The sequence below is a fragment of the Dyella sp. 2HG41-7 genome (genome assembly GCF_021390675.1).
In the GTDB taxonomy this organism is placed as follows: Bacteria; Pseudomonadota; Gammaproteobacteria; order Xanthomonadales; family Rhodanobacteraceae; genus Dyella_B.
Genome location: NZ_JAJEJV010000004.1, coordinates 1979641 through 2002109, shown reverse-complemented (window position 1 = coordinate 2002109; position 22469 = coordinate 1979641). Strand labels below are relative to the sequence as shown.

Annotated in this window: 14 protein-coding genes; 8 read left to right on the top strand and 6 right to left on the bottom strand. The window is 59.3% G+C overall.

From position 1 onward, the window contains the following. Positions 1 to 26: 26 nt before the first annotated feature. Positions 27 to 1238 carry an MFS transporter gene (locus L0U79_RS10230; RefSeq protein ID WP_233842175.1) on the bottom strand — a complete coding sequence of 404 codons (1212 nt, stop codon included), beginning with the start codon at positions 1236 to 1238 and terminating at the stop codon, positions 27 to 29. Between the two features lie 123 nt (positions 1239 to 1361). On the opposite strand from L0U79_RS10230, the gene L0U79_RS10225 reads away from it, so the two are divergent. Together L0U79_RS10225 and ppk1 are read left to right on the top strand one after the other, a co-directional pair. Then, positions 1362 to 2147, top strand: a complete 786-nt coding sequence (locus L0U79_RS10225; protein ID WP_233842174.1) for a helix-turn-helix transcriptional regulator — start codon at positions 1362 to 1364, stop codon at positions 2145 to 2147. Positions 2148 to 2295: 148 nt separating this feature from the next. Next, positions 2296 to 4431, top strand: coding sequence for a polyphosphate kinase 1 (gene ppk1 / locus L0U79_RS10220; RefSeq protein ID WP_233843885.1), 2136 nt, complete (start codon positions 2296 to 2298; stop codon positions 4429 to 4431). 1 nt (position 4432) lies between these two features. Here ppk1 and L0U79_RS10215 read toward each other — a convergent pair whose 3' ends face one another. Then, the gene (locus L0U79_RS10215; protein WP_233842173.1) at positions 4433 to 4990 is read right to left on the bottom strand and encodes an NAD(P)H-dependent oxidoreductase; all 558 of its coding nucleotides are present in this window, start codon (positions 4988 to 4990) and stop codon (positions 4433 to 4435) included. A 346-nt stretch (positions 4991 to 5336) separates the two neighbouring features. On the opposite strand from L0U79_RS10215, the gene L0U79_RS10210 reads away from it, so the two are divergent. Further along, positions 5337 to 7025, top strand: a complete 1689-nt coding sequence (locus tag L0U79_RS10210; protein WP_233842172.1) for a diguanylate cyclase — start codon at positions 5337 to 5339, stop codon at positions 7023 to 7025. A 53-nt stretch (positions 7026 to 7078) separates the two neighbouring features. Here the strand turns inward: L0U79_RS10210 and L0U79_RS10205 are convergent, their stop codons facing one another. The 4 genes from L0U79_RS10205 to L0U79_RS10190 form a co-directional block, all read right to left on the bottom strand. After that, entirely contained in the window at positions 7079 to 9349 is a 2271-nt protein-coding gene (locus L0U79_RS10205) for a thiamine pyrophosphate-dependent enzyme (RefSeq protein ID WP_233842171.1), read from the bottom strand. A 20-nt stretch (positions 9350 to 9369) separates the two neighbouring features. Continuing rightward, the gene (locus L0U79_RS10200; protein ID WP_233842170.1) at positions 9370 to 9627 is read right to left on the bottom strand and encodes a GDCCVxC domain-containing (seleno)protein; all 258 of its coding nucleotides are present in this window, start codon (positions 9625 to 9627) and stop codon (positions 9370 to 9372) included. Between the two features lie 28 nt (positions 9628 to 9655). Next, entirely contained in the window at positions 9656 to 10195 is a 540-nt protein-coding gene (locus tag L0U79_RS10195) for a GNAT family N-acetyltransferase (RefSeq protein WP_233842169.1), read from the bottom strand. A 61-nt stretch (positions 10196 to 10256) separates the two neighbouring features. Beyond that, entirely contained in the window at positions 10257 to 11426 is a 1170-nt protein-coding gene (locus L0U79_RS10190) for an acyl-CoA dehydrogenase family protein (RefSeq protein ID WP_233842168.1), read from the bottom strand. Between the two features lie 692 nt (positions 11427 to 12118). Here L0U79_RS10190 and L0U79_RS10185 point away from each other — a divergent pair. The 5 genes from L0U79_RS10185 to L0U79_RS10165 all read left to right on the top strand — a co-directional run bounded on the left by L0U79_RS10185 (position 12119) and on the right by L0U79_RS10165 (position 22462). After that, positions 12119 to 12994, top strand: a complete 876-nt coding sequence (locus tag L0U79_RS10185) for a DMT family transporter (RefSeq protein WP_233842167.1) — start codon at positions 12119 to 12121, stop codon at positions 12992 to 12994. Positions 12995 to 13298: 304 nt separating this feature from the next. Then, the gene (locus L0U79_RS10180) at positions 13299 to 14555 is read left to right on the top strand and encodes an efflux RND transporter periplasmic adaptor subunit (protein ID WP_233842166.1); all 1257 of its coding nucleotides are present in this window, start codon (positions 13299 to 13301) and stop codon (positions 14553 to 14555) included. A gap of 19 nt (positions 14556 to 14574) precedes the next feature. Further along, complete coding sequence (locus L0U79_RS10175) at positions 14575 to 17682, top strand: efflux RND transporter permease subunit (RefSeq protein WP_233842165.1); 3108 nt, start codon at positions 14575 to 14577, stop codon at positions 17680 to 17682. Beyond that, positions 17679 to 20993, top strand: a complete 3315-nt coding sequence (locus L0U79_RS10170; RefSeq protein WP_233842164.1) for an efflux RND transporter permease subunit — start codon at positions 17679 to 17681, stop codon at positions 20991 to 20993. The genes L0U79_RS10175 and L0U79_RS10170 overlap by 4 nt, the downstream gene beginning before the upstream one ends. Beyond that, entirely contained in the window at positions 20990 to 22462 is a 1473-nt protein-coding gene (locus tag L0U79_RS10165) for an efflux transporter outer membrane subunit (RefSeq protein ID WP_233842163.1), read from the top strand. The genes L0U79_RS10170 and L0U79_RS10165 overlap by 4 nt, the downstream gene beginning before the upstream one ends. Positions 22463 to 22469 lie beyond the last annotated feature (7 nt).

Genomic DNA, 22469 nt, shown 5'->3' with positions numbered 1-22469 from the left:
CTCCATGTGGGGAGAGGGCGAAAGCTTCACGCGCGCCGCGGTTTATCCAGATTCGGCAGGAACACAGCCAGCACGCCGATCAACGGCAAGTACGCGCACAGCGAATACACATAATCGATGCCGTGCACATCGGCCACGTGCCCGAGCACGGCCGCGCCGATACCGCCCATGCCGAAGGCGAAGCCGAAGAACAAACCGGAAATCATGCCCACACGCCCCGGAATCAATTCCTGCGCGTAAACCAGAATCGCCGAAAACGCCGACGACAGAATCAAGCCGATCACCACCGACAGCACGCCCGTCCAAAACAGATTCGCGTGCGGCAACGCCAAGGTAAACGGCGCGACGCCAAGGATCGACACCCAGATCACCCATTTGCGCCCGATCCGGTCGCCTACAGGACCGCCAATCAGCGAGCCGGCTGCCACGGCAAACAGGAATACAAACAGATACACCTGCGCCGCCTGCACCGACACGCTAAAGGTGTGCATCAGGTAAAACGTGAAATAGCTGCTGATGCTCGCCAGATAAAAATATTTGGAAAAAATCAGCAGCCCAAGAATCAGCAAACACATAAAGACTTTGGAGCGGCTCAGCGATTCGCCGGCAACATGCCGCACCGCTGCGCTGCGGCTGACGTGATGCAAACCGTACCAACGCCCCACCTGCAGCAACACCACGATGGCAAGCAGCGCCGCCAGCGAAAACCACGCAACGCTGCCGCGACCGTGCGGCACGATGATCCACGCTGCGAGCAACGGACCAAGCGACGAACCTGTATTGCCACCTACCTGGAACAGCGATTGCGCCAATCCATGCTGCCCACCTGATGCCAAACGCGCCACACGCGAGGATTCGGGATGGAACACCGAAGAACCTGTGCCCACCAGCGCGGCCGCAATCAACAACACCGAAAAGGTCGGCGCCGTTGCAAGCAACAGCAATCCGCAAAGCGTAAAGCTCATGCCGACCGGCAACGAGTAAGGCATCGGCTTGCGATCCGTCACCATGCCAACCAAAGGCTGCAGCAACGATGCGGTAACTTGATAGGTAAGCGTAATCAAACCCACCTGCCCGAAGCTCAAATGAAAACCGCTCTTCAAGATGGGATAGATCGCAAGAATCAACGACTGAATCATGTCGTTGAGCAAATGCGAAAAACTGATCGCGCCGAGGATGGTGTAATCCGTGCGTGGCGCGGTCGAAGGCAGGGAAACCGATTCGGCGGAGTTCTGCATAGTCTCTTTGGGGGTTGGGGCAGCGAAATTGCGTGATGACGCGTTGCACCTTAAAGTAGCGACGGGCGGCCTGCATGCACTAACGGGTCAACTTCTGTCGAATTCGGGCCAAACTTAAGGTTCATGCGAAATACCCGAGTCATCGCCTACGAAGACACGCCGCGCGATGTCGTGGCCACCGGCAGCGATTATCCCTCTGGAACGATCCTACCCAGCCATACGCACAAACGCGGCCAATGCCTTTACGCCATCACCGGCGTGCTGACGGTGACAACCGCCGAAGGAAGTTGGGTGGTGCCGCCGCGCCGCGCGTTGTGGATTCCTACCGGCGTCGCGCATTTGGTGCATATGGGCGGCCCCACCAGTACGCGCAGCGCGTACGTGCTTCCCGATGCGGCGGCAAAGGCGAATTTGCCGGCGCGTTGCACGGTGATCAGCGTGTCGCCGTTGCTGCATGCATTGTTGTCGGAAGCGGTGGATCTCCCTGCCGAATACACGCTCGGCGATCGCGACGATTACCTGATGCGATTGCTGGTGGAAGAAATTGCGCGCATGCCGTCCCTGCCCCTCAGCACACCGTTACCGCAAGATCCGCGTTTGGCGCGCCTGTGCCAAGCATTGATGAAATCACCCTCGGTGGACGTGGATATCGATACGATGGCCCACAAGGCCGATATGAGCCGTCGCAGCTTTACGCGTTTGTTTCGCGAGCAAACCGGCATGAGTTTCAGCCATTGGCGCCAACAAGCGTGCTTGCTGGCTGCGTTGGCACGGCTGGGACACGGGCAATCCGTGACGCGGGTCGCCATGGAACTGGGTTACGGCAGCACTAGCGCCTTTACCGCTGCGTTTCGGCGTACGCTGGGCGCTCCACCCAGCCACTATTTGGCCGCCGAGGATGTATCGTGACTAATGGCCTCACGCGGCCGATGTCATATCTATGTCAACGCGTTACCGCACCATGTCAACACCGTGGCACTCCCGCATCCTCGCGGGTTCGCACAACGATAGTCACCGGATTGATGGATCGATGAGCAGACTTAACGATCAAGACACCATGTCCGCCGCGAGCGCCGTCGCGCCGACCGTAGAGGCAGCCCCCACACCCGCCGTCGATCTCACCGACAAGGCGCATTACATTCACCGCGAGTTGTCGCAACTGCAATTCAACAATCGCGTACTGGAACAAGCGCTCGACGAGCGCACGCCGCTGATGGAGCGGTTGAAGTTTCTGCTGATCTTCTCCAGCAACATGGACGAATTTTTCGAGATCCGTGCGGCAGGCCTCAAGAGCCAGCTCGCGTTCGGTCATGAAATCGTGGGGCCAGACGGCATTCCGCCTAAACAAGCGTTGGCGGAAATCAGCGAAATCGCGCACCGCCAGATCGCGCGCCAATACGCGATCCTCAACGAACGCCTGTTGCCGGAACTGGATCAGCACGGCATTCGCATCGTGCGCCGCGAAACCTGGTCCGCCGCACAGAAGCGCTGGGTGCAACGCTACTTCCGCCAGGAAGTGGCGCCGATGATGACGCCCATCGGATTGGACCCCACGCATCCGTTTCCGTTGCTGGTCAACAAAAGCCTGAACTTTATCGTCGAGCTGGAAGGCGTGGACGCCTTCGGCCGCGATTCGGGTCTGGCCATTTTGCCTGCGCCGCGCGTGCTTCCGCGCATCATGCGTCTGCCCGACGATATCTGCGACGGCGGCGAAAATTACGTGCTGCTTTCCTCGATCATTCATGCGCACGCGGATGAATTGTTCCCGGGCATGGAAGTTCGCGGCTGCTATCAATTCCGCCTGACACGCAACGCCGACCTGACCATCGATCCGGAAGAAATGGACGACCTCGCGCGCGCGCTGCGCGGCGAGCTGTCGTCGCGTCGTTTCGGCGACGCGGTGCGCCTGGAAGTGGCGGACAACTGCCCGAAAAAACTCACCGATTACCTGCTCAAGCAGTTCGGCTTGACCGAAGCGGAGCTGTATGAAGTCAACGGCCCGGTCAACCTCACGCGCATGTTCGGCATCGTCAGCCGGATGGAAAATCCGCAACTGCAATATCCGCCGTTTGTGCCGGCTATTCCCAAATCGCTGAAAAAGGCGGAAGACCTCTTTCAAGTCATCAACAAGCAAGACGTGTTGCTGCTGCATCCTTATGAATCGTTCGCGCCCGTGGTGGATCTGGTGCGTCAGGCGGCTAAGGACCCAGCCGTACTCACCATCGAGCAGACGCTCTATCGCACCGGCGCCAACTCCGAAATCGTGGACGCGCTGGTCGAAGCGGCTCGCGCCGGCAAAGAAGTGATCGCCGTGGTGGAACTGCGTGCGCGCTTCGACGAGGAATCCAACCTTAGCCTGGCGACGCGTTTGCAACAGGCCGGCGCCGTGGTGATCTACGGCGTGGTCGACGTGAAGACGCACGCAAAAATGATGCTGATCCAGCGCCGCGAAGGCCAGAAGCTTCAGCGCTATGCGCATCTTGGCACCGGCAATTACCACAGCGGCAACGCGCGTCTGTATACCGATTACAGCTTGCTCACGTCCGACGCCGCGCTATGCGAAGACGTGCATAAACTCTTCAGTCAGCTCACCGGCATGGGTAAGCTTTTGAAGATGAAAAAGCTGCTGCATGCGCCGTTCACGCTGAAAAAATCGCTGCTCGACATGATTGCGCGCGAAACCGCGCTTGCCGAAGCCGGCAAACCTGCGCACCTGATCTTCAAGATCAATGCGCTGACCGACGCGAAAATGATCCGCGCGCTGTACAAAGCCAGCATCGCCGGCGTGAAAGTGGATTTGCTCGTGCGCGGCATGTGCTGCTTGCGCCCGGGCATTCCCGGTGTGTCGCAAAATATCCGCGTGCGTTCGATCGTCGGGCGCTTTCTGGAACATAGCCGCGTGTACTGGTTCAACAACGACGGCGACGAACATATGTACTTGGCGAGCGCCGATTTGATGGAACGCAATCTGGATCGCCGCGTCGAGACCGGTTTTCCGATCGAAGATCGCAAGCTGCGCCAGCGGATCCGCAAGGAGCTGGATCTGTATATGACCGACAACACCACCGCATGGCAATTACATACCGACGCCACGTACTCACGCCTTCATCCTGCCGAAGGCGAGGCGCCGCACGATGTGCAGCAGCAATTGCTGGAGAAGTACTGCGGCGTCGGCGCTCCGCCAGCGCCGTAAGTCAGTGGCCTAACTGCCGGTGAATCCAAGCGACGTAGCGGTCGACGAAACCTTCCAAGAATTTTTTAGTGCTTTCGACACCGATATTGCCGTCGTTATCGATCAGCCCGTCCGAATATTTGATAAAGACTTCGGGCTGTCCCATCACGGCCACATCCAAATAGGCCAACACATTGCGTAGATGTTGTTGCGCCAGCGCGGTGCCGGTGGCGCCCACCGACACGCCGATCATGGCGCCAGGTTTGCCTGCGAACGCATTCGTGCCGTAAGGGCGTGAGGCGATGTCAATCGCGTTCTTGAGCACGCCGGGAATCGAACGATTGTATTCGGGCGTTACGAACAACACGGCGTCAGCCGACTTGATGTGCTCCTTCAGCTGCTTGCAGACCGGCGGATAGTCGCTATCGAAATCCTGGTCGTAGAGCGGCAGGTTGTCGATGCGCACGTGCTCGAACGACAGCTCAGGCGGTGCAAGCCGCTCTACCGCATTGGCCAATTTGCGATTGAAGGATTCCTTGCGCAAGCTGCCGACCAAGACGGCTACTTTGATTGCAGACATGCGCGACTCCTTCAAATGGGGCGTTTCGTGCAGAAAAAGATGCACTTACAGCACGTAAGTCGATGTGAAATAAACCAGGCATGCACCCGCCCGCTGGCACGCCTCCTGCTTCATGACAGGTAACTGACGTTTTACTACGCGACAGGATGTCCATATTGGCGTTACCGTGGTCGGAAAACCGAACATCGACGGGTCTGACGCGGAGGCGACCAGGGCTTAGTTCGGCATTTTGCAGACGGATTGGCGAGACCACTTCAGAAGCTTGGGGGCTGGGGTGACAGGGGAGTTTCAAGTCAAAGGAAGCCGTTTTTTCCGGTGGTTCTTGGCCGCCCTGCCGGCGATTTGTTTGCTTTGGTTTTCCCTGGTCCTGGCCGGCACCGATCTGCCGCTACGTGGGGCCTGGCGCGAGGTGACACAGGGGGACACACCCGCGTCAGTCATCGCCGCGTTCCGGCAGGGCGACCTTAGAGCGTTCGTGCCTTCGATGCTGCAACGGTTTCCACGCGACGATCGAGGGAGCTGGGTCGTATTGCAGCCGCTGCCGAACGGTCGAATCGAAGACCCGGTGCTGTCGATTTACCCCGCACCGCTGGGCTCGGTCACCCTTTATAGTGAAGACGCCCCTCCTCGTTCGTATGCGGTCAATGACCAAGACGCTTCGCTGCATGGCCATGGCAGCTTGGCGTTTCACGTTCCTGTCAACGGCGATCGCGCCGATCCGATTCTGCTGAAGTTCGAGCCGAGCAACAGCCTCGCCGCGCCCGAACGTTTCACCTTGCAAAGCATGGATGCGTTTCTTCAGGCCGATTCCAATTGGCTGACGTTTGCGACCGCCTGCTTCGCGATCATGGTGGCGATGGCGCTGATGGCGTTCTGTTTCGCTATCATGCTGCGCGACGTGACCTTCGCCTGGTACACGGGCTACATGCTTTGCTACGTCATTGTGCAAGGCATTCAAACCGGCTACCTGTTCCAACCGCTGGGCATGACGTGGCTCGCCGGTTCCGAAGTGCTGTTCGGCAGTTCCGCGGTGGCATTGTCGGTGTCGTTCGCGGCGCTGTTCGTCAATCGCTTTTGCGATATTCAACGCTACGCGCCCGCGTTGCGCGTTCCGATCGTGGCGCTAGGCTTCGCCATGCCGCTGATTGTGCTGTTGCGCTGTACCGGCGTGCACGAGCTGGTGGTGATGGCGCAGACGTTGATTAATCCGGTATTGATACTCGGCGCACTGTTGCTGCTGCTGGTTGCGCTCGTTGCCGGCGTCCGAGGCTCGCGTCAAGCATGGTTCTTTCTAGTGGGATGGACGCCGTTGCTGGTGCTGACGGCCATGACCAGCGCGCAAGCCACCGGTGCGCTACCGAGCTTGGACTGGCTCAACGACGCGAGCATCGCCACTGGCGCGTTTGAAGCCGTTGTATTGTCGCTGGGCCTCGCCGATCGCGCGCTTACGATGCGCCACGACCGCGACAGCGTCCGCGTGCTCGCCGATCGCGATGCGCTAACCAACACCTTCAATCGACGCGCATGGACCGAAGCGGCCAATCGGCTGTTGAGCGATACGGCGAACACTGGTCGCCCCATCGCCCTGCTGTTTTTGGATCTCGATCACTTCAAAGTGCTCAACGACTTGCAAGGGCACTCCGCTGGCGACCGTGCGCTGGTGGCCGTGGCCGATGTATTGACCAACGAATTGCGCCCAACCGATTTGCTCGGCCGATACGGCGGCGAAGAATTTGTCGCCATGCTGCACGACGTCAATCAGGAACACGCCATGCAAGTGGCTACGCGACTATGCCGGCGCGTGCATCGCCTGGAGATTCCGGTCGACCGGGCGGAACTGTTGCTTAGCGTGAGCATCGGCCTGGCGATGCGCAGCATGGGCGATACCCTGGAAAGCCTGATCGAACGTGCCGATCAGGCGATGTATTACGTGAAGTTGCATGGGCGCAATCACGTGCATGCTTACGAACGTCGCGCGGAAATACTCTGCGCATTGCAGCGCAATGGGCATCACAAACACAACCCAGACAAGTAGCCGACGCGCGTCCGCTCGATCCGAGCAGGCGCGCGTCGAATCGCTACGACGTATTACTTGCGCTGCGACAACTTTTTCGCCGCCGCAATCACCGCCGCATCGTCGGGCAGCACCAGGAACGCAGCGCCGGCCAGTGGCGTAAAGGTATCGGCGCCCACCACGCGTTCCATCGGCGTACTGCCAAAACCGGCTTCCGCGATGGCGGTGATCACGCCCTCGCCCACGCCCGCGCTCTTGCGACCTTCATCGAGCACGATAATGCGTTTGGCGTTCTTGGCCTGTGCCCCAATGAACCCATCGTTGAGCGGCGCCAACCAACGCAGATCGACCACGCGGACTTTCCAGCCCTGCTCCTTCTCGATCGTACGTGCCGAACGCAACGCCATCGGCACGCCGTTGCCGAAGGTGAAGATGACCAGATCGTCGGCGGCGTCGTGATAGACGCGGCCTTCGCCCAGCGGCATCGCTTCGTCGGGCGCCGGATAGGAGAACTGCCACTGACCATCGCCGGCTTCGTAGAGGTCTTTCGCCATATACAGCGCGATCGGTTCCAAATAGGCGCACACGCGACCGTCGACTTTGGCCAGCGCCATCATCGTGCGCAACATGGTGGCCGCGTCGTCGCCGCGGCTGGGGCAGCCAACGACGAGACCGGGAATATCGCGCAACGCGGCAATCGAATTGTCGTTGTGGAAATGGCCACCAAAGCCACGCTGATAACCCAGCGACGCCACGCGCATCACCAGCGGATTGCGATATTGGCCGTTGGAGAAGAATTGCAGCGAAGACGCTTCGCCGCGAATCTGATCGCAGGCGTTGTGGAAATACGCCAGATACTGAATTTCCGGAATCGGCAACATGCCCACATTGGCATAGCCTTGGGCAAGACCCAAGATGACCGTTTCGTCGAGCAACGTGTTGAACACACGATTGCCCTTGAACACCTTATGCAAACCCTTGGTGACCGTGTAGACGCCGCCCTTCTGCGCAACGTCCTCGCCGAACAGCAGCGATTCGGAATACTTCGCCATCACGTCATGCAAGGCTTGATTGATTTGGATGGCCAAATGGCGCGGCGGTTGTTTCTCGGGCAGCTTCTCTTCGCTACCGAACACCGCAACGCGTCGGTCGTGATAATCGTTGCGTTCCGCTTCTGCCTTCACTTTCTCCGGCGTATACGGCGCAAGCGGCGCCATGACTTCGTCCAGGCTTTGCAACCTGGGCCGACGATCGGCGTCTTCCGCCGCTTCGAAGCAGCGCTTGCGCGTCGTTTCGTTCAACGCGATGAGCTCGTCCTTGGTATACAAGCCCGACGACAACGCAATGGCGGCGGAACGCAGCAACGGATCGGAGGCTTCGATCGAAACCAGTTCGTCGATGCTGCGCCATTCGATTTCGAAATCGGTGCCAGCGTGCCCCATGATGCGAGTGGTCTTCAAATGCAGGAACGTGGGACGACGCGTTTCGCGGCAATGATCGACAGCACGCTGCACTTGCTCGTAGCCCGTCGCGAGATTCAGGCCGTCTGCAAAGAAATAATCGAGATCCGGGCGATGCTGAAAATTGTTCGCAACCCAGCCGCTGGGGGTTTTCACCGAAATACCGATGCCGTTGTCTTCGCACACGAACAACACCGGCGCCGGCAGCTTCTGATACGCCGTCCACGCCGCGGCGTTGAAAGCCGTTTGCGCCGTCGCATGGTTGCTGGATGCATCGCCGAACGAACAAATGGAGATGGAATCGTTGGGAATCGGCAACTCGTGCCCGATTCGGCGCGCCTGCTCGATGGCGACCGCCGTACCGAACGCCTTCGGCAAGTGCGAGGCGATGGTGGAGGTTTGCGGCAACACCCATAACGGCTTGCTGCCCCACACTTTGTGACGACCGCCGGACGCGGGATCTTCCTTGCTTGCCGCAAACGACAACGCCGAATCCATCACCGGATCCATGCCAGGCAACTTGCGGAAACGCTCGGCCATAAAACCGCCAGAACGGTAATGCAGAAACGCCGGATCGGTGTGACGCGTGAGGCGCGCCACCATCGCATTGCCTTCGTGACCGGAACTGCCGATGGTGTAGAACACCTTGTTCTGCACGCGTAATACGCGCGCCATCAGATCGAGATGACGCGAGATCAATTGCGATTCGAACAACTCGCGAAACCCTTGGGCATCGAGCGCACTACCCGGCAACACCGGCTCGTGATCACGCGGCTTAGCGTGCACGTCGCCCTGCCAGTGCTGCACGAATTCCTTGAAATTCTGATCGACGATCTCGGCGCGATTGAAGCCTTTGTGACGAGCAGCGATAGGTGTGGAAGACATGACGTACCTTGTTCCAATGCTTAATGATGACGACCGCAACACGGGGACGCGCTTTCGCCGTCTTGATGCGTCGCGTCGCTGGAATGCTGTTGGATCGGTGGACACTTGACCGAGCCGTACGAACAAAACACGCAGCAATCGCCGGACTTGGGGCGAAGCAGCGCGTTGCAATGCGTGCAGTCGTAGAAAAACAGGCAGGCGTCGACCGGCATGGTTTCCTCGCGGGAGAACCCGCAATGAGGACATGTGATCACCGACTGCAAAATCACGTCGCTCATGGCGCGCTGCATTCCTGGCCGAGCGACTTCATTTGCGTTGCAACCACTGTTCCCGCGTCTGCCCCCAAATTTCGACCGTTACATCCTGATAAGGCTCAGGTAACGGGGAGTGGCGCAGAAACGTCGATCCCAGTCGTTTAGCTAGGGCTTTCGACGGCAGGTTGTCGGTATTGATGGAATGAATGATGTCGTTCCATGCGAGGTGCTCGAACGCCCAATCGATTGCAGCGACGGTGCCTTCGTAGGCGTAACCTTTGCCCCATGCTTCGCGCGACAGCGCCCAGCCCACTTCGGTGCCGGGCCATCCTTCGGGATGCCAGGGACCGAGACGACCGATCCAGCGGCCGGTGGCTTTCTCGATGACCGAAAACATCGAAAAACCCTGGATCAGCCAAGCGCCCGAAAGCGACAGAAATCCGCGCCACGCGACCGGGCGCGTCTGCTGGCCGCCGATAAATCGCGCGGCTTCGTGATCGGCCATGTTCGCCGCGTAAGCGCCGAAGTCATCGGCGGCCGGCGGACGCAGAATCAGGCGTTCGGTTTCGATGCGAATATCGTTGATCGACACGTGAGAGCCTCGGTTATCGCGCTGCGCTCCTTCGACAAAGAAGGAGCGCGCGTGCACTCGATCAGAACGCGTTGATGCCCGTCAGCTCGCGGCCCACCACCAACTGATGCACGGTCTCCGTGCCTTCGTAGGTGATCACGGATTCCAGATTCAACGCGTGGCGAATCGCGGAATGTTCGACGGTAATGCCGGCGCCGCCGAGAATGTCGCGGCATTCGCGCGCGATATCGATGGCCATGCGCACGTTGTTCCATTTCGCCAGCGACACCTGCGTGGGCTCCATCTTGCCCGCGTCTTTCAAACGGCCGAGCTGCAGCGACAACAGCTGCGCCAAGGTAATGCGGCGCGCCATGTCGGCCATCTTCAATTGAATGGCCTGGTTCGCCGCGAGCGGGCGATTGAACAGCACGCGCTCCTGCGTGTAATCGAGCACTTCCTGCAGGCATGCCTGCGCGGCGCCGATCGGGCCCCAGGTGATGCCATAACGCGCTTGCGTCAGGCAGCCGAGCGGACCTTTCAGGCCTTTCACGTTCGGTAAGCGGTTCGCATCCGGCACGCGCACATTGTCGAAGAACAGCGCGGACGTCACCGACGCGCGCAGGCTCATCTTCTTGTGCACTTCCTGCGCGGTAAAACCCTTGGTGTCGGTAGGAACGATAAAACCCTGGATGCCGTCGTCGGTCTGCGCCCACACAATGGCGATATGCGCGAGGTTGCCGTTGGTGATCCACATCTTGGCGCCGTTGATGACCCAGTCGCCGCCGTCTTTCTTGGCGTTGGTCTTCATATTGGCCGGATCGGAACCGCCGTGCGGTTCGGTCAGGCCGAAACAGCCGATGATTTCGCCCGCCGCCATCTTGGGCAGGTAATGCATCTTCTGCTCTTCGTTGCCGTACGCGTAAATGGGATACATGCACAGCGAGCTCTGCACGGACGCGAAGCTGCGCAGGCCGGAATCGCCGCGCTCAAGCTCCTGGCAGATCAGGCCGTAGCTGACGCCGTTCATGCCGGCGCAACCGTATTTTTCGGGAATGGTGGCGCCCAACAGGCCGAGGTTGGCGATTTCCGGGATCAGTTCGTCAGGAAAGCGCCCCTTGTCGAAGCAATCGCCAATGATCGGCAGCACCTTTTCGTCGACGAAACGCCCCACCGTGTCCTGCACCATGCGCTCTTCGTCGGTGAGCATGGAACGGACGTCATACAGGTCGAGGGGGTTCAGTCGGGCTGCCATAGGGGCTCCGGTTTGGGTCGGGGAAGCCCTACATTCTAGCTGGGCGGGCTCTAGCCGGTCATGTGGGGGTGCAGCAGCCGTCAGGTTAGCGCTAGCTTTGGGTCATTCAGGTTCGCCAAAACACACTACTTTTGCCGGCGTATGGGGTTCCGCCGACGTTCCGACCCATCTGCAGGAGGCACATGGCGCCGAGACTGAATCGCTGTGCCCACCCATAGGGCGATCGGATTTCTCGCGTCGTTATTTCTGAAGATACGTCGCGCCTTTCCATCGATCCGAACCGCAGCGGTATGCGACCGACGTTATCCATCGCGGACGCACCGATCGACATCCATGCTGGAATCGTTTTTGCCGAAGCGGCGATGAGTACGCACGTTGGATGTCTTTGCACATGATCGACGCACATCCAGCCATGCATACGAATGCATCGCGCGACGCGCAGAATTTCGCATCGTCTAAATGTCGCTTGCGTTCGTTCGTTTGCCCAATCCTCCGGTAGATCATCGCCATGCAACGCGTCGTTTCGAACGATTGTCATAACGCTTTTACTCAACGAGATTTCGTCTTGTCATCCGCCCTTTCGCCGGTATGCTTTGTAAGAGTCTCCTAACCCAACGTACGCGGTAAAACGCCATTCCGTACCAGTTGGATGGCGCACCGAGAATCACTCCCACCTGTTCGTCGGAATCCGCATGATCAAAGGCATCCTTCTCGGCTTCGCCAGCTTCGCGGCCTACGCGATCAGCGACGCATTCGTGAAGTCGTTGTACGGTTCGGTGCCGCCTTACGAATCGGTGTTTTTCGGCGCGGTGTTCGGGCTGTTCGCCCTTCCCTTCATCATGCGCAAAGGCGATCGCTGGCGCGACGCGGTGACGGCGCAACGGCCTTCGCTGTGGTGGCTGCGTGCGGCAGCGGGCGCGTTCGGCAATATCGCTTCGGTCACAGCCTTCACGTTGCTGCCGATGGCCGAAGTATTCACGATGATTTTTCTGATGCCGATCTTCGTGACGATTCTCTCGGTGATTTTTTTGAAAGAGCACGTCGGCTGGCGCCGCTGGTCGGCGGTGGTCGTCGGCTTTGCGGGCGTGCTGGTCGTGTTGCGCCCGGGTTTTCGCGCGCTGGGCGTGGGCGATATCGCGGCCTTGGTGTGCGGCTTGTTCGCTGCGGCGTCGGTGGTTGCGTTGCGCATGGCCGGTCCGCATGAAAAACGCACCAGTCTTTACGGCGCCGGCGTATTGGGTCCGTTGATTATCGGCGGGCTGATGATGATTCCGCACTTCCGCTGGCCCAATCTCCACGAGTGGGGCTTGCTCGCCGGCTACGGACTTCTCGCCGCGCTAGCGGGCGTACTGCTGATGTACGCCACCTTGATCGCCCCGGCCAACCGCGTGGCGCCCACGCAATACAGCCAAATGCTATGGGCCATCGGTTTCGGCTACTGGCTGTTCGGCGACACGCTCGACTGGCCGATGCTGATCGGCATCGTGATGATTCTGGGCGCGGGCCTGTTCACCTTGGTGCGCGAAGAGAAAGTCACACCGTGGTGGCGGCGTCAGAAAATTGTCTAAGGCGCGTCTAAGGCGTCGTGCGTACATTTAGTGAAAATCGTTCGCGATCGCGGACGTCCAGACGTCCCTAACACACTATCGAATTGAATAAAAAGGCCCGAAAGGCATTTTGTATTAACGGGTTAATTCACTGAGTGTGCTGGGGTTTGTTCAACCGGCATGTCAACCTTGTGAACGGCAAGCCGTTTAAGAATGTTCCGACCGTCGAGCTGACGGCCGCCTCGCTGCCAACACCCCAGGCGGCTCACGTTTCGACAACTGAAAGCGCTCTTGTAAACTCAGGGGCGGGTATTTGGAGATGGTTATGAGTGCGGATACCCCGCGAGCAGCCGGAACTTCTGGCAGGAAGCGTGGCAGGTGGATCGCGATTGCGACCGCCGTCGTGGTCGTTGCGCTGGTTGTTTTCCATCTATTCAATCGCAAACAAGAAAAAAACGTCGCGCCTCCGCAGATCGTCAGCGTCGCCGTCGCAACCAACGGCAACATGCCGGAAGAGTTGAGCGAACTGGGCACCGTTACACCCGTCGCGACAGTCACAGTGCTGCCACAATTGAGCGGCTACCTCACTGAAGTGGGTTATCAGGAAGGCCAGGACGTCAAGAAGGGCCAGTTCCTCGCGCAGATCGATCCGCGCCAATACGAAATCAGCAAGCAGCAGGCCGAAGCGCAGCTCGCCAAAGATCAGGCCAACCTCGATCTCGCGCGCGCCGACCTCGCTCGTTACACGCAATTGCACGAACAGAAATCGATCGCCGAACAAACCTACATCGATCAGAAATTCACCGTCGAGCAAGACGAAGCGGCGGTGAAGGCGGACAAAGCCAACATCGCGCAATTCGAACTCGATCTCACCTATTGCCGCATTACGGCGCCCGTCGATGGACGTGTGGGTTTGCGTTTGGTCGATCCAGGCAACTACGTCACGCCTTCGAGCACGACCGGTATCGTCGTCATCACCACGATGAAACCCACCACGGTGCAATTCACCGTGCCGCAGAACACGCTTAGCAAAGTGCTCGATCGCTACCACACCGGTGCGAAACTGCCGGTGACGATTTATAGCAGCGACAACACGAAGCAAATCGCGACCGGTTCGTTGTATGCGATTAACAATCAGATGGCGACCAGCACCGGCACCGTCTCGCTGCGCGCCACCATTCCCAACGACGACGAAGCGCTTTATCCGAACGAATTCGTCAACGTCAAAATGCTCGTCGACACGCTCAGCAACACCGTGCTGGTGCCTACGCCCGCGGTGCAAACCGGCGCGCCGGGCAATTACGTATTTCTGGTCAACGCGGACGACTCGGTGTCCGTACAAAAGATCACACCTGGTCCCAGCGACGGCCAATTCACCGCGATCCTTTCCGGTCTCTCCGCCGGGCAACGTGTGGTCACGGATGGCACGGATCGCCTGAGCGACGGCGCGAAGATCCGCATCGCCAAGGCCGGACCGGCCCAAGCCGGCAGTGCAGCCACGCCCGCATCATCGTCGACGCAAACGTCGCCCGCGAGCGGACGACGCAAGCACGGCGCCGGCGCTGCGGCGTCCGCGTCCTGATCGGTGAGCGTGTGACTCGATGAATATTTCCCGCCTGTTTGTACTCAGGCCGGTGGCGACGTCGCTGCTGATGATCGCGCTGGTGTTGATAGGCCTGGTGGCGATGCGCTTCCTGCCGGTATCGTCGCTTCCCAGCGTCGATTACCCGACGATCCAGGTGCAGACGTTCTACCCCGGCGCGAGCCCGTCGGTGATGGCCACTACCGTAACCGCGCCGCTGGAAGTGCAGCTCGGCGAAATTCCCGGCTTGCAGCAGATGACGTCCAGCAGTTCGGCCGGCGCGTCGGTGATTACGCTGCAATTCGATCTCTCGCTTAATCTGGACGTCGCCGAACAGAACGTGCAGGAAGCAATCAACGCGTCCAACAGTCTGTTGCCGAGCGGCCTGCCCGCGCCGCCGACGTACGCGAAAGTGAATCCGGCCGATCAACCGATTCTCACGCTTGCCGTGACATCCAAATCGATGTCGCTGACGCAGTTGCAGGATGTCGCGAACAATCGCCTGGGCACCAAGATCGCCGAAGTGCCGGGCGTTGGTCTCGTTACGCCGTCTGGCGGTAATGTCCCCGCCGTACGTGTCGAAGCTGATCCGCAGAAACTCGCCGCTTATGGTCTCAATATCGACGACCTGCGCTCGCTGATTTCCAACGTCAACGTGAGCCAGCCGAAGGGCAATTTCGACGGCCCGGAACTCGACTACACCATCAACGGCAACGATCAGATTCAAGATCCACAGGACTACCTCAACACGGTGGTTGCCTACCAAAACGGCGCACCGGTGTACTTGAAAGACGTCGCGCGTGTGACGCAATCGGCGCAGAACACCGAACTCGGCGCGTGGTTCAACAACACGCCTGCCATCATTCTCAACGTGCAGCGCCAGCCCGGCGCAAACGTGATCAAAACGGTCGACCAGATCAAGGCCGAGTTACCGCAGCTCGAATCCACGCTGCCGGCCGGCATGCAGGTGCAGATCGTTTCCGACAGCACAGGCGAGATTCGCGCTTCCGTATCCGACGCCGCCTTCGAGCTGATTCTGGCGGTGGTGCTGGTGGTGCTGGTGATCTTCGTATTCCTGCGCAACCTGCCCGCCACCATCATTCCCAGCATCTCCGTGCCGGTCTCGCTGATCGGCACCTTGGCGATGATGTACGAGCTTAACTACTCCATCGACAACCTGTCGTTGATGGCGTTGATCATCGCCACTGGCTTCGTGGTGGACGACTCGATCGTGATGATCGAGAACATCGTGCGTTATCTGGAAGAAGGCGAAACACCGCTTAATGCCGCGCTGATCGGCGCCGGACAAATCGGCTTCACCATTTTGTCGTTGACGGTTTCGTTGATCGCCGTGTTGATTCCGCTGCTTTTCATGGGCGGCGTCATCGGCCGATTGTTTAGCGAGTTCGCGGTCACCCTTGCGGTGACGATCGTGATCTCCGGCGTGGTGTCGCTGACATTGGTGCCGATGTTGTGCGCGCGCATTCTGCGAGCGCAGGCGGAACGCCATCCAAGCCGGTTCGAGCAGATCAGCGAAGGTTTGTTCAACAAAACGCTGAACGCTTACGAGCGCGGATTGCGTTTTGTGATGGATCACCAAACCGCGACGCTGGTGACCTTCGTCGTCACGCTGATCATCACGGTGATCCTGTACATCGCCATTCCAAAGGGTTTGTTCCCCGTCCAAGACACCGGCGTGCTTCAGGGCATCAGCATCGCCGACAACTCCGTTTCCTACGACACGATGGTGAATCGCCAGGCGCAGTTGGCCCAAGCGATTCTCAAGGATCAGGACGTCACCAGCCTCACGTCCTACGTCGGCATCGACGGCACCAATACCACGCTCAACAACGGCCGCTTCCTGATCGACCTCAAGGCGCGCGACGATCGCTCGGATAGCGCCGCCGAGATTGCGCGACGCATTCAACAGGAAGTGGCGGATGTCTCTGGCATCCGGCTGTTCTTGCAGCCAGAACAGGATCTCACGCTCGACACCACGGTATCCCCAAACCAATATCAATTCGTGTTGCGCGGACCGAGCCAGCAAGCGTTTCAGCAGTATGTGCCGGCGCTTGTGGCGAAGATGAAGCAGATCAAATCGATCACCGATGTGACGAGCGATCTGAACAACGAAGGGTTGAGCGTCAATATCGAGGTAAACCGTCAATTGGCGGCGCGTTTCGGCATTACGCCTGCGACTATCGACAACGCGCTTTACGATGCACTCGGCCAGCGCATCGTATCGACGATCTTCAACCAGTCCAGCCAATACCGCGTCATCTTGGTCGCCAAGCCTGAAAAGCTCCCGACGCTGCAATCGCTGGGTGAACTCTACCTGCCCAGCCAAACGGCCACGAACGGCCAAGTGCCGCTAAGTGCGATCGCAAAGATCGAAGTCAATAAATCGCCGTTGGTGATCAGCCATCTCTCGCAATTCCCGGCGATCACCATCTCGTTCAACCTCGCGAAGGACGCCTCGTTGAGCAAAGCCGTGGCCGAAATCAATCAGGCTGAGCAGGCGGTACAGTTGCCGGCGTCGATTACGTCGTCGTTCCAAGGCGCGGCGCAGGCGTTCCAGGATTCGCTGTCCAGCGAAGTCTATTTGCTGATTGCCGCGCTTGTGGCGGTGTATATCGTGCTGGGCGTGTTGTACGAGAGCTTTATTCATCCGGTCACGATTTTGTCCACGTTACCCTCGGCCGGTATCGGCGCACTCTTGGCGTTGATGGTTGCCGGCTCCGATCTTGATGTGATCGGCATTATCGGCATCGTGTTGCTGATCGGCATCGTAAAGAAGAACGCGATCATGATTGTGGACTTCGCGCTCGAAGCCGAACGCGATCACGGCAAGCCACCGGCCGAGGCGATTTTCGAGGCATCGTTGCTGCGTTTCCGTCCGATCCTGATGACAACATTGGCCGCCATGCTCGGCGCGTTGCCGATGCTGGTCGGCACTGGTACCGGTTCGGAGCTGCGTCGTCCGCTTGGCTTGGCGATCATCGGCGGCTTGATGCTCAGCCAGTTGCTGACGTTGTTCACCACGCCGGTGATCTATCTGTTCTTCGATCGGTTGGCGCAGCGCTTCAACCGCAAACCGTCGCTCGCTGCGGGAGATAGAACGCCGTGAACATTCCGGCGCTCTTTATCAGGCGTCCCGTCGCGACGACATTGCTCGCGATGGCCATCCTGCTTTCCGGTGTGCTGGCATATTTCCGTTTGCCCGTCGCGCCGCTGCCGAACGTGACGTATCCAGTGGTCGTCGTGCAGGCCAGCATGGCCGGTGCAAGCCCGGAGATCATGGCGTCCACGGTGGCCGAACCGCTGGAGAAACGCCTTGGCGCCATCGCCGATGTGACCGAGATGACGTCGTCGAGCGACGTCGGCTCGTCGCGCATCGTGGTGCAATTCGGTCTCAGCCGCGACATCAACGGCGCCGCGCGCGACGTGCAGGCGGCGATTCAGGCCGCGCGCGCCGACTTGCCCACGACATTGCGCAGCAATCCCACGTACCGCGAATACAATCCGGCCGATTCACCGATCATGGTGCTCGCGCTGACGTCCGACACGTTGACGCGCGCGCAGCTTTACGACTCCGCCGATTCGGTGATCCAGCAGCAGCTTTCGCAAGTGGATGGCGTGGGCCAGATCACGCTGGGCGGCAGCGCCCTGCCCTCTGTGCGCGTGGAGCTGGAACCGGACAAATTGAATAGTTACGGCATCGGCCTGGAAGATGTGCGCGCTGCCATCAGCGCGGCCAATGCCAATAGCGCGAAAGGCCATATCGATCAGAATGGCTTGCGCTATGAAGTCACATCCAACGATCAGATTCGCAAAGCGGCGCCGTATCGAGATCTCGTCGTGGCCTATCGCAACGGTTCGGCCGTCCAGCTGCGCGATATCGCTGACGTGCAAGATTCGGCCGAAAACTTGCGCAATATGGGTTTGTACAACGGCAAGCCCGCCGTTCTGGTGATTGTGTTTCCGCTGCCCGGCAGCAATATCGTCAAAACGGTCTCGCAGATTCGCAAAGTGTTGCCGTCAATCGAAGCCACCTTGCCGAGCAGCATTCACGTAGGCGTGGCGATCGACCGATCTGTATCGGTGAACGGAGCGGTTGGCGATACGGAGCGGTCGCTGTTTATCGCCGTGATCCTGGTGATCGGCGTGGTGTACGTGTTTCTGCAATCGCCGCGAGCGATTCTGATTCCGTCGGTGGCGCTGCCGCTGTCGATCATCGGCACCTTTGGGCCGATGTATCTGATGGGCTACAGCCTCGACAACCTCTCGCTGATGGCGTTGACCATCGGCACCGGCTTCGTGGTGGACGATGCGGTGGTCGTGCTGGAGAACATCGTCCGGCATGTCGAAGCCGGCATGGATGTGCGCGAGGCGGCGATCAAGGGCAGTGGCGAGGTCGGCTTTACCGTTATTTCGATGAGCGTATCGCTGATCGCGGTGTTTATGCCGATCCTGCTGATGCCCGGCATTATCGGTTTGCTGTTTCACGAATTCGCCGTCACGTTGTCGGTCGCGATTCTGCTTTCGATGGTGATATCGCTTACGGTGACGCCGGCGATGGCGGCGGCTGTGCTTCGCCCCGGCGCCGCGATGCATTCCCGCGCGCGTTGGGCGGTGTGGTACGAAAAGCAGTTCGAGCGCTTCAAGAACGCGTATTCACGCTCGCTCAGCGCGGTGCTCGATAACGCCTTGATGATCGGGCTGACGCTCATCGGCTTGGTCGTACTCAACGTATTTCTTTTCAAATTGCTGCCGTCGACATTCTTCCCCGAACAAGACAACGGCATCCTGATGGGGCAGATCATCGCCGACCAGAGCATTTCCTTTCAGGCAATGGAAAAGAAGCTCGCGCAAATGCAGGCCATCGTGCAGAAGGACCCTGCCGTCGCCTCCGTGGCGGGTTTTGCCGGCGGTCGTGCGCTGAATCAGGCGAGTTTGTACGTCGAGTTGAAACCGCTCGCCGAGCGCAAGATGACTGCGGCGCAAGTGGTTGATCGTCTGCGCCCTAAACTCGGCGCTATCTCCGGCGCCAAGTTGTTTTTGCAGGCGTCGCAAGACTTACATATCGGCGGCAGGCAATCGGCCTCCGAATATCAATACACGCTCACCAGCGACGATCCCGACGCGCTGTATAAGTGGATTCCACAACTGGTGACCGACCTGGGTAAATACCGAAGTACGTTGACGGACGTGAATTCGGATTTGCAGCAGAACGGCCTGCAGACCTATATCAATTTCGATCGCTTGACCATGGCGCGCTACGGATTTGCGCCGAATCAGATCGACAGCGTGTTGTACGACGCGTTCGGCCAGCGCACGGTATCCACCGTCTACAACGAGCTCAATCAGTATTACGTCGTGATGGAAGTCGCGCCGAAATATTGGCAGTACCCGCAAATGCTCAACCGCATGTATTTCAGCAAGGCGGCGGGCAATGCTAGCGGTACGCAACAAACGCAAATGCCGGGCAGCACCGTTCAGGGCGTGCAAGCGTACGCGGCCGTTACGTCGGCGAAAACGGCCGGTTCTAGCACCAACTCGCTTAACGCGAATGCAGAAGCCAACCAGCTCACGAACGCGATTTCCAATTCCAAGGGCGGCTCGTCCAGCGGCAGCGCGGACAGTACGGCGGCGGAAACGATGGTGCCCTTCCCGGCCATGCTCAGCTATACGAACAATCACACGCCGACCGAAGTGAATCACCAGGATGGATTGGTCGCCGGCACCATCTCGTTCAATCTTCCGCCCGGTGGTTCGTTGAGCAAGGCGCTGGTCGCCATCAATCAGGCGATGCAGGATTTGCGTATGCCGGCTTCGATTCACGGCGAGTCAGCCGGTGCGGCGCAAGTGTATTCGCAGTCGATGTCGACTATGCCGCTATTGATTCTTGCGGCGCTGGGTGCGGTCTATATCGTGCTCGGTATGCTTTACGAAAACACCGTGCATCCGATCACCATTCTTTCAACCCTGCCTTCCGCCGGCATCGGTGCAACGCTTGCTCTATTGATTTTTGGCACACCGTTCTCCGTGATCGCGATGATCGGCATGATTCTGCTGGTGGGTATTGTTAAGAAGAACGCGATCATGATGATCGACGTCGCCATCCATCTGCAGCGCGACGAAGGCTATGAGCCGACCAAAGCCATTCACGACGCCGCCGTGATGCGTTTGCGCCCCATCATGATGACCACCGCCGCCGCCGTGCTGGGCGCGGTGCCCTTGGCCGTCGGCATCGGCCAAGGCGGATCGCTGCGCCAGCCGCTGGGTATTACGGTGATGGGCGGCTTGATTCTCAGTCAGGTCTTTACGCTGTACACGACACCGGTGATTTACCTCTTCCTCGACCGGCTGCGCGCAAAACTCGCCAGGTGGTCCGCCACCTTGCCGTGGAACAGATCCGACGCGAGTACCTCAACATGAAAACTCTACACACAGCGCTTGCCGCGTCGCTGGCCTTGATGCTGGGCGGCTGCATGGTTGGCCCGGACTATCATCGTCCGCAGGTGCCGATGCCTACGCAGTACAAAGAACTGCCCGGCTGGAGCACCGCGACGCCCGAAGCCGGCGAAGCGCCGAAAGGCGACTGGTGGACGGTATTCAACGATCCGCTCATCAATGAACTCGAACCGATGGTGTCGGTGTCGAACCAGACCGTGCGGCAGGCGTACTTCAATTACCAGCAGGCCGAAGCCGAAGTACAAGTGGCGCGCGCGTCGTTGTTCCCCACCATCGGCATTACCGGCTCTGCGGATAAACAAGGCGGCGCAAAGAGCAGTTCTTTGACTGGCTCGACGAGCAGCGCGTCCGGCTCAAGCTCGCGCCATACCGTCACTACATCCGGTTCGTTGGAAGGCAACGCGAGTTGGGCGCCGGATCTGTGGGGTCAGGTGCGCCGTTCGATCGAAGAAAGCAAAGCCAAAGCGCAAGCGAGTCAAGCAACGCTGGCAAACGCCACGCTTTCCGAGCAGATTGCGCTGGCCGACGCCGTAACCGAATTGCGCATCACGGACGCCGATACCGATTTATTGCAGAAAACCGTCGACGCCTACACCGAATATCTGCGCGTCGTCGCCAATCAAGGCACGGCGGGTACGGTTGCGCCGTCCGACGTGCTGACCGCTCGTACGCAGTTGGAAAGCGCCAAGTCCAGCTTGATCGCACTTGGCATCGCGCGTGCGCAATACGCACACGCGATCGCGGTGCTGGTCGGCAAGAATCCGGAAGAACTCGATATTCCGCATAGCACGAGCATTCCGGGGTTACCGACCATTCCCGTCGGCATGCCCTCGACGCTGCTGCAACGTCGGCCCGACATTGCGGTGGCCGAGCGCCAGATGGCGGAAGAGAATGCGGCGGTCGGTGTGGCAGTCGCCGCTTACTATCCCAATGTAACGCTATCGGCGGCGGACGGTTTTTCGCAGTCTCCGTTGGCGGGATTGCTGCACCTTGCCAATCATGTATGGTCGCTGGGCGCGAACGTTGACGAAACCGTCTTCGATTTCGGCGCGCGTCACGGCCAAGTGGCGGCCGCCAAAGCGTCGTATGAAGCGGCGGTAGCCAACTATCGCGGCACCGTGCTGACCGCGCTGGAAGACGTCGAAAACGACCTGTCGAATTTGCGTATTCTCGCTCAGCAAGCGCAGATGCAAGACACTGTCGTCAACGACGCCACACAAAGCGCGCAAATGGCCTTCAACGAATACCAGGCCGGCACCGTGGATTACACCACCGCCGCCACGGCGCGCGCCGCGCAGTTCAGCGCCCAGCAAAGCGCGTTGAGCATCACGCAACAGCGACTGCTCGATACGATATCGTTGATCGGCGATATCGGCGGCGGTTGGTCAGCCGACGAACTCAACGCGCCACAAAAATCCACTGCCAGCCGCTAATTCATCA

Coding starts and splice junctions, on each gene's coding strand:
- L0U79_RS10185 (WP_233842167.1), top strand. CDS start 12,119: ATGATCAAAGGCATCCTTCTCGGCTTCGCCAGCTTCGCGGCCTACGCG.
- L0U79_RS10165 (WP_233842163.1), top strand. CDS start 20,990: ATGAAAACTCTACACACAGCGCTTGCCGCGTCGCTGGCCTTGATGCTG.
- L0U79_RS10190 (WP_233842168.1), bottom strand. CDS start 11,426: ATGGCAGCCCGACTGAACCCCCTCGACCTGTATGACGTCCGTTCCATG.
- ppk1 (WP_233843885.1), top strand. CDS start 2,296: ATGTCCGCCGCGAGCGCCGTCGCGCCGACCGTAGAGGCAGCCCCCACA.
- L0U79_RS10215 (WP_233842173.1), bottom strand. CDS start 4,990: ATGTCTGCAATCAAAGTAGCCGTCTTGGTCGGCAGCTTGCGCAAGGAA.
- L0U79_RS10225 (WP_233842174.1), top strand. CDS start 1,362: ATGCGAAATACCCGAGTCATCGCCTACGAAGACACGCCGCGCGATGTC.
- L0U79_RS10205 (WP_233842171.1), bottom strand. CDS start 9,349: ATGTCTTCCACACCTATCGCTGCTCGTCACAAAGGCTTCAATCGCGCC.
- L0U79_RS10180 (WP_233842166.1), top strand. CDS start 13,299: ATGAGTGCGGATACCCCGCGAGCAGCCGGAACTTCTGGCAGGAAGCGT.
- L0U79_RS10230 (WP_233842175.1), bottom strand. CDS start 1,238: ATGCAGAACTCCGCCGAATCGGTTTCCCTGCCTTCGACCGCGCCACGC.
- L0U79_RS10175 (WP_233842165.1), top strand. CDS start 14,575: ATGAATATTTCCCGCCTGTTTGTACTCAGGCCGGTGGCGACGTCGCTG.
- L0U79_RS10200 (WP_233842170.1), bottom strand. CDS start 9,627: ATGAGCGACGTGATTTTGCAGTCGGTGATCACATGTCCTCATTGCGGG.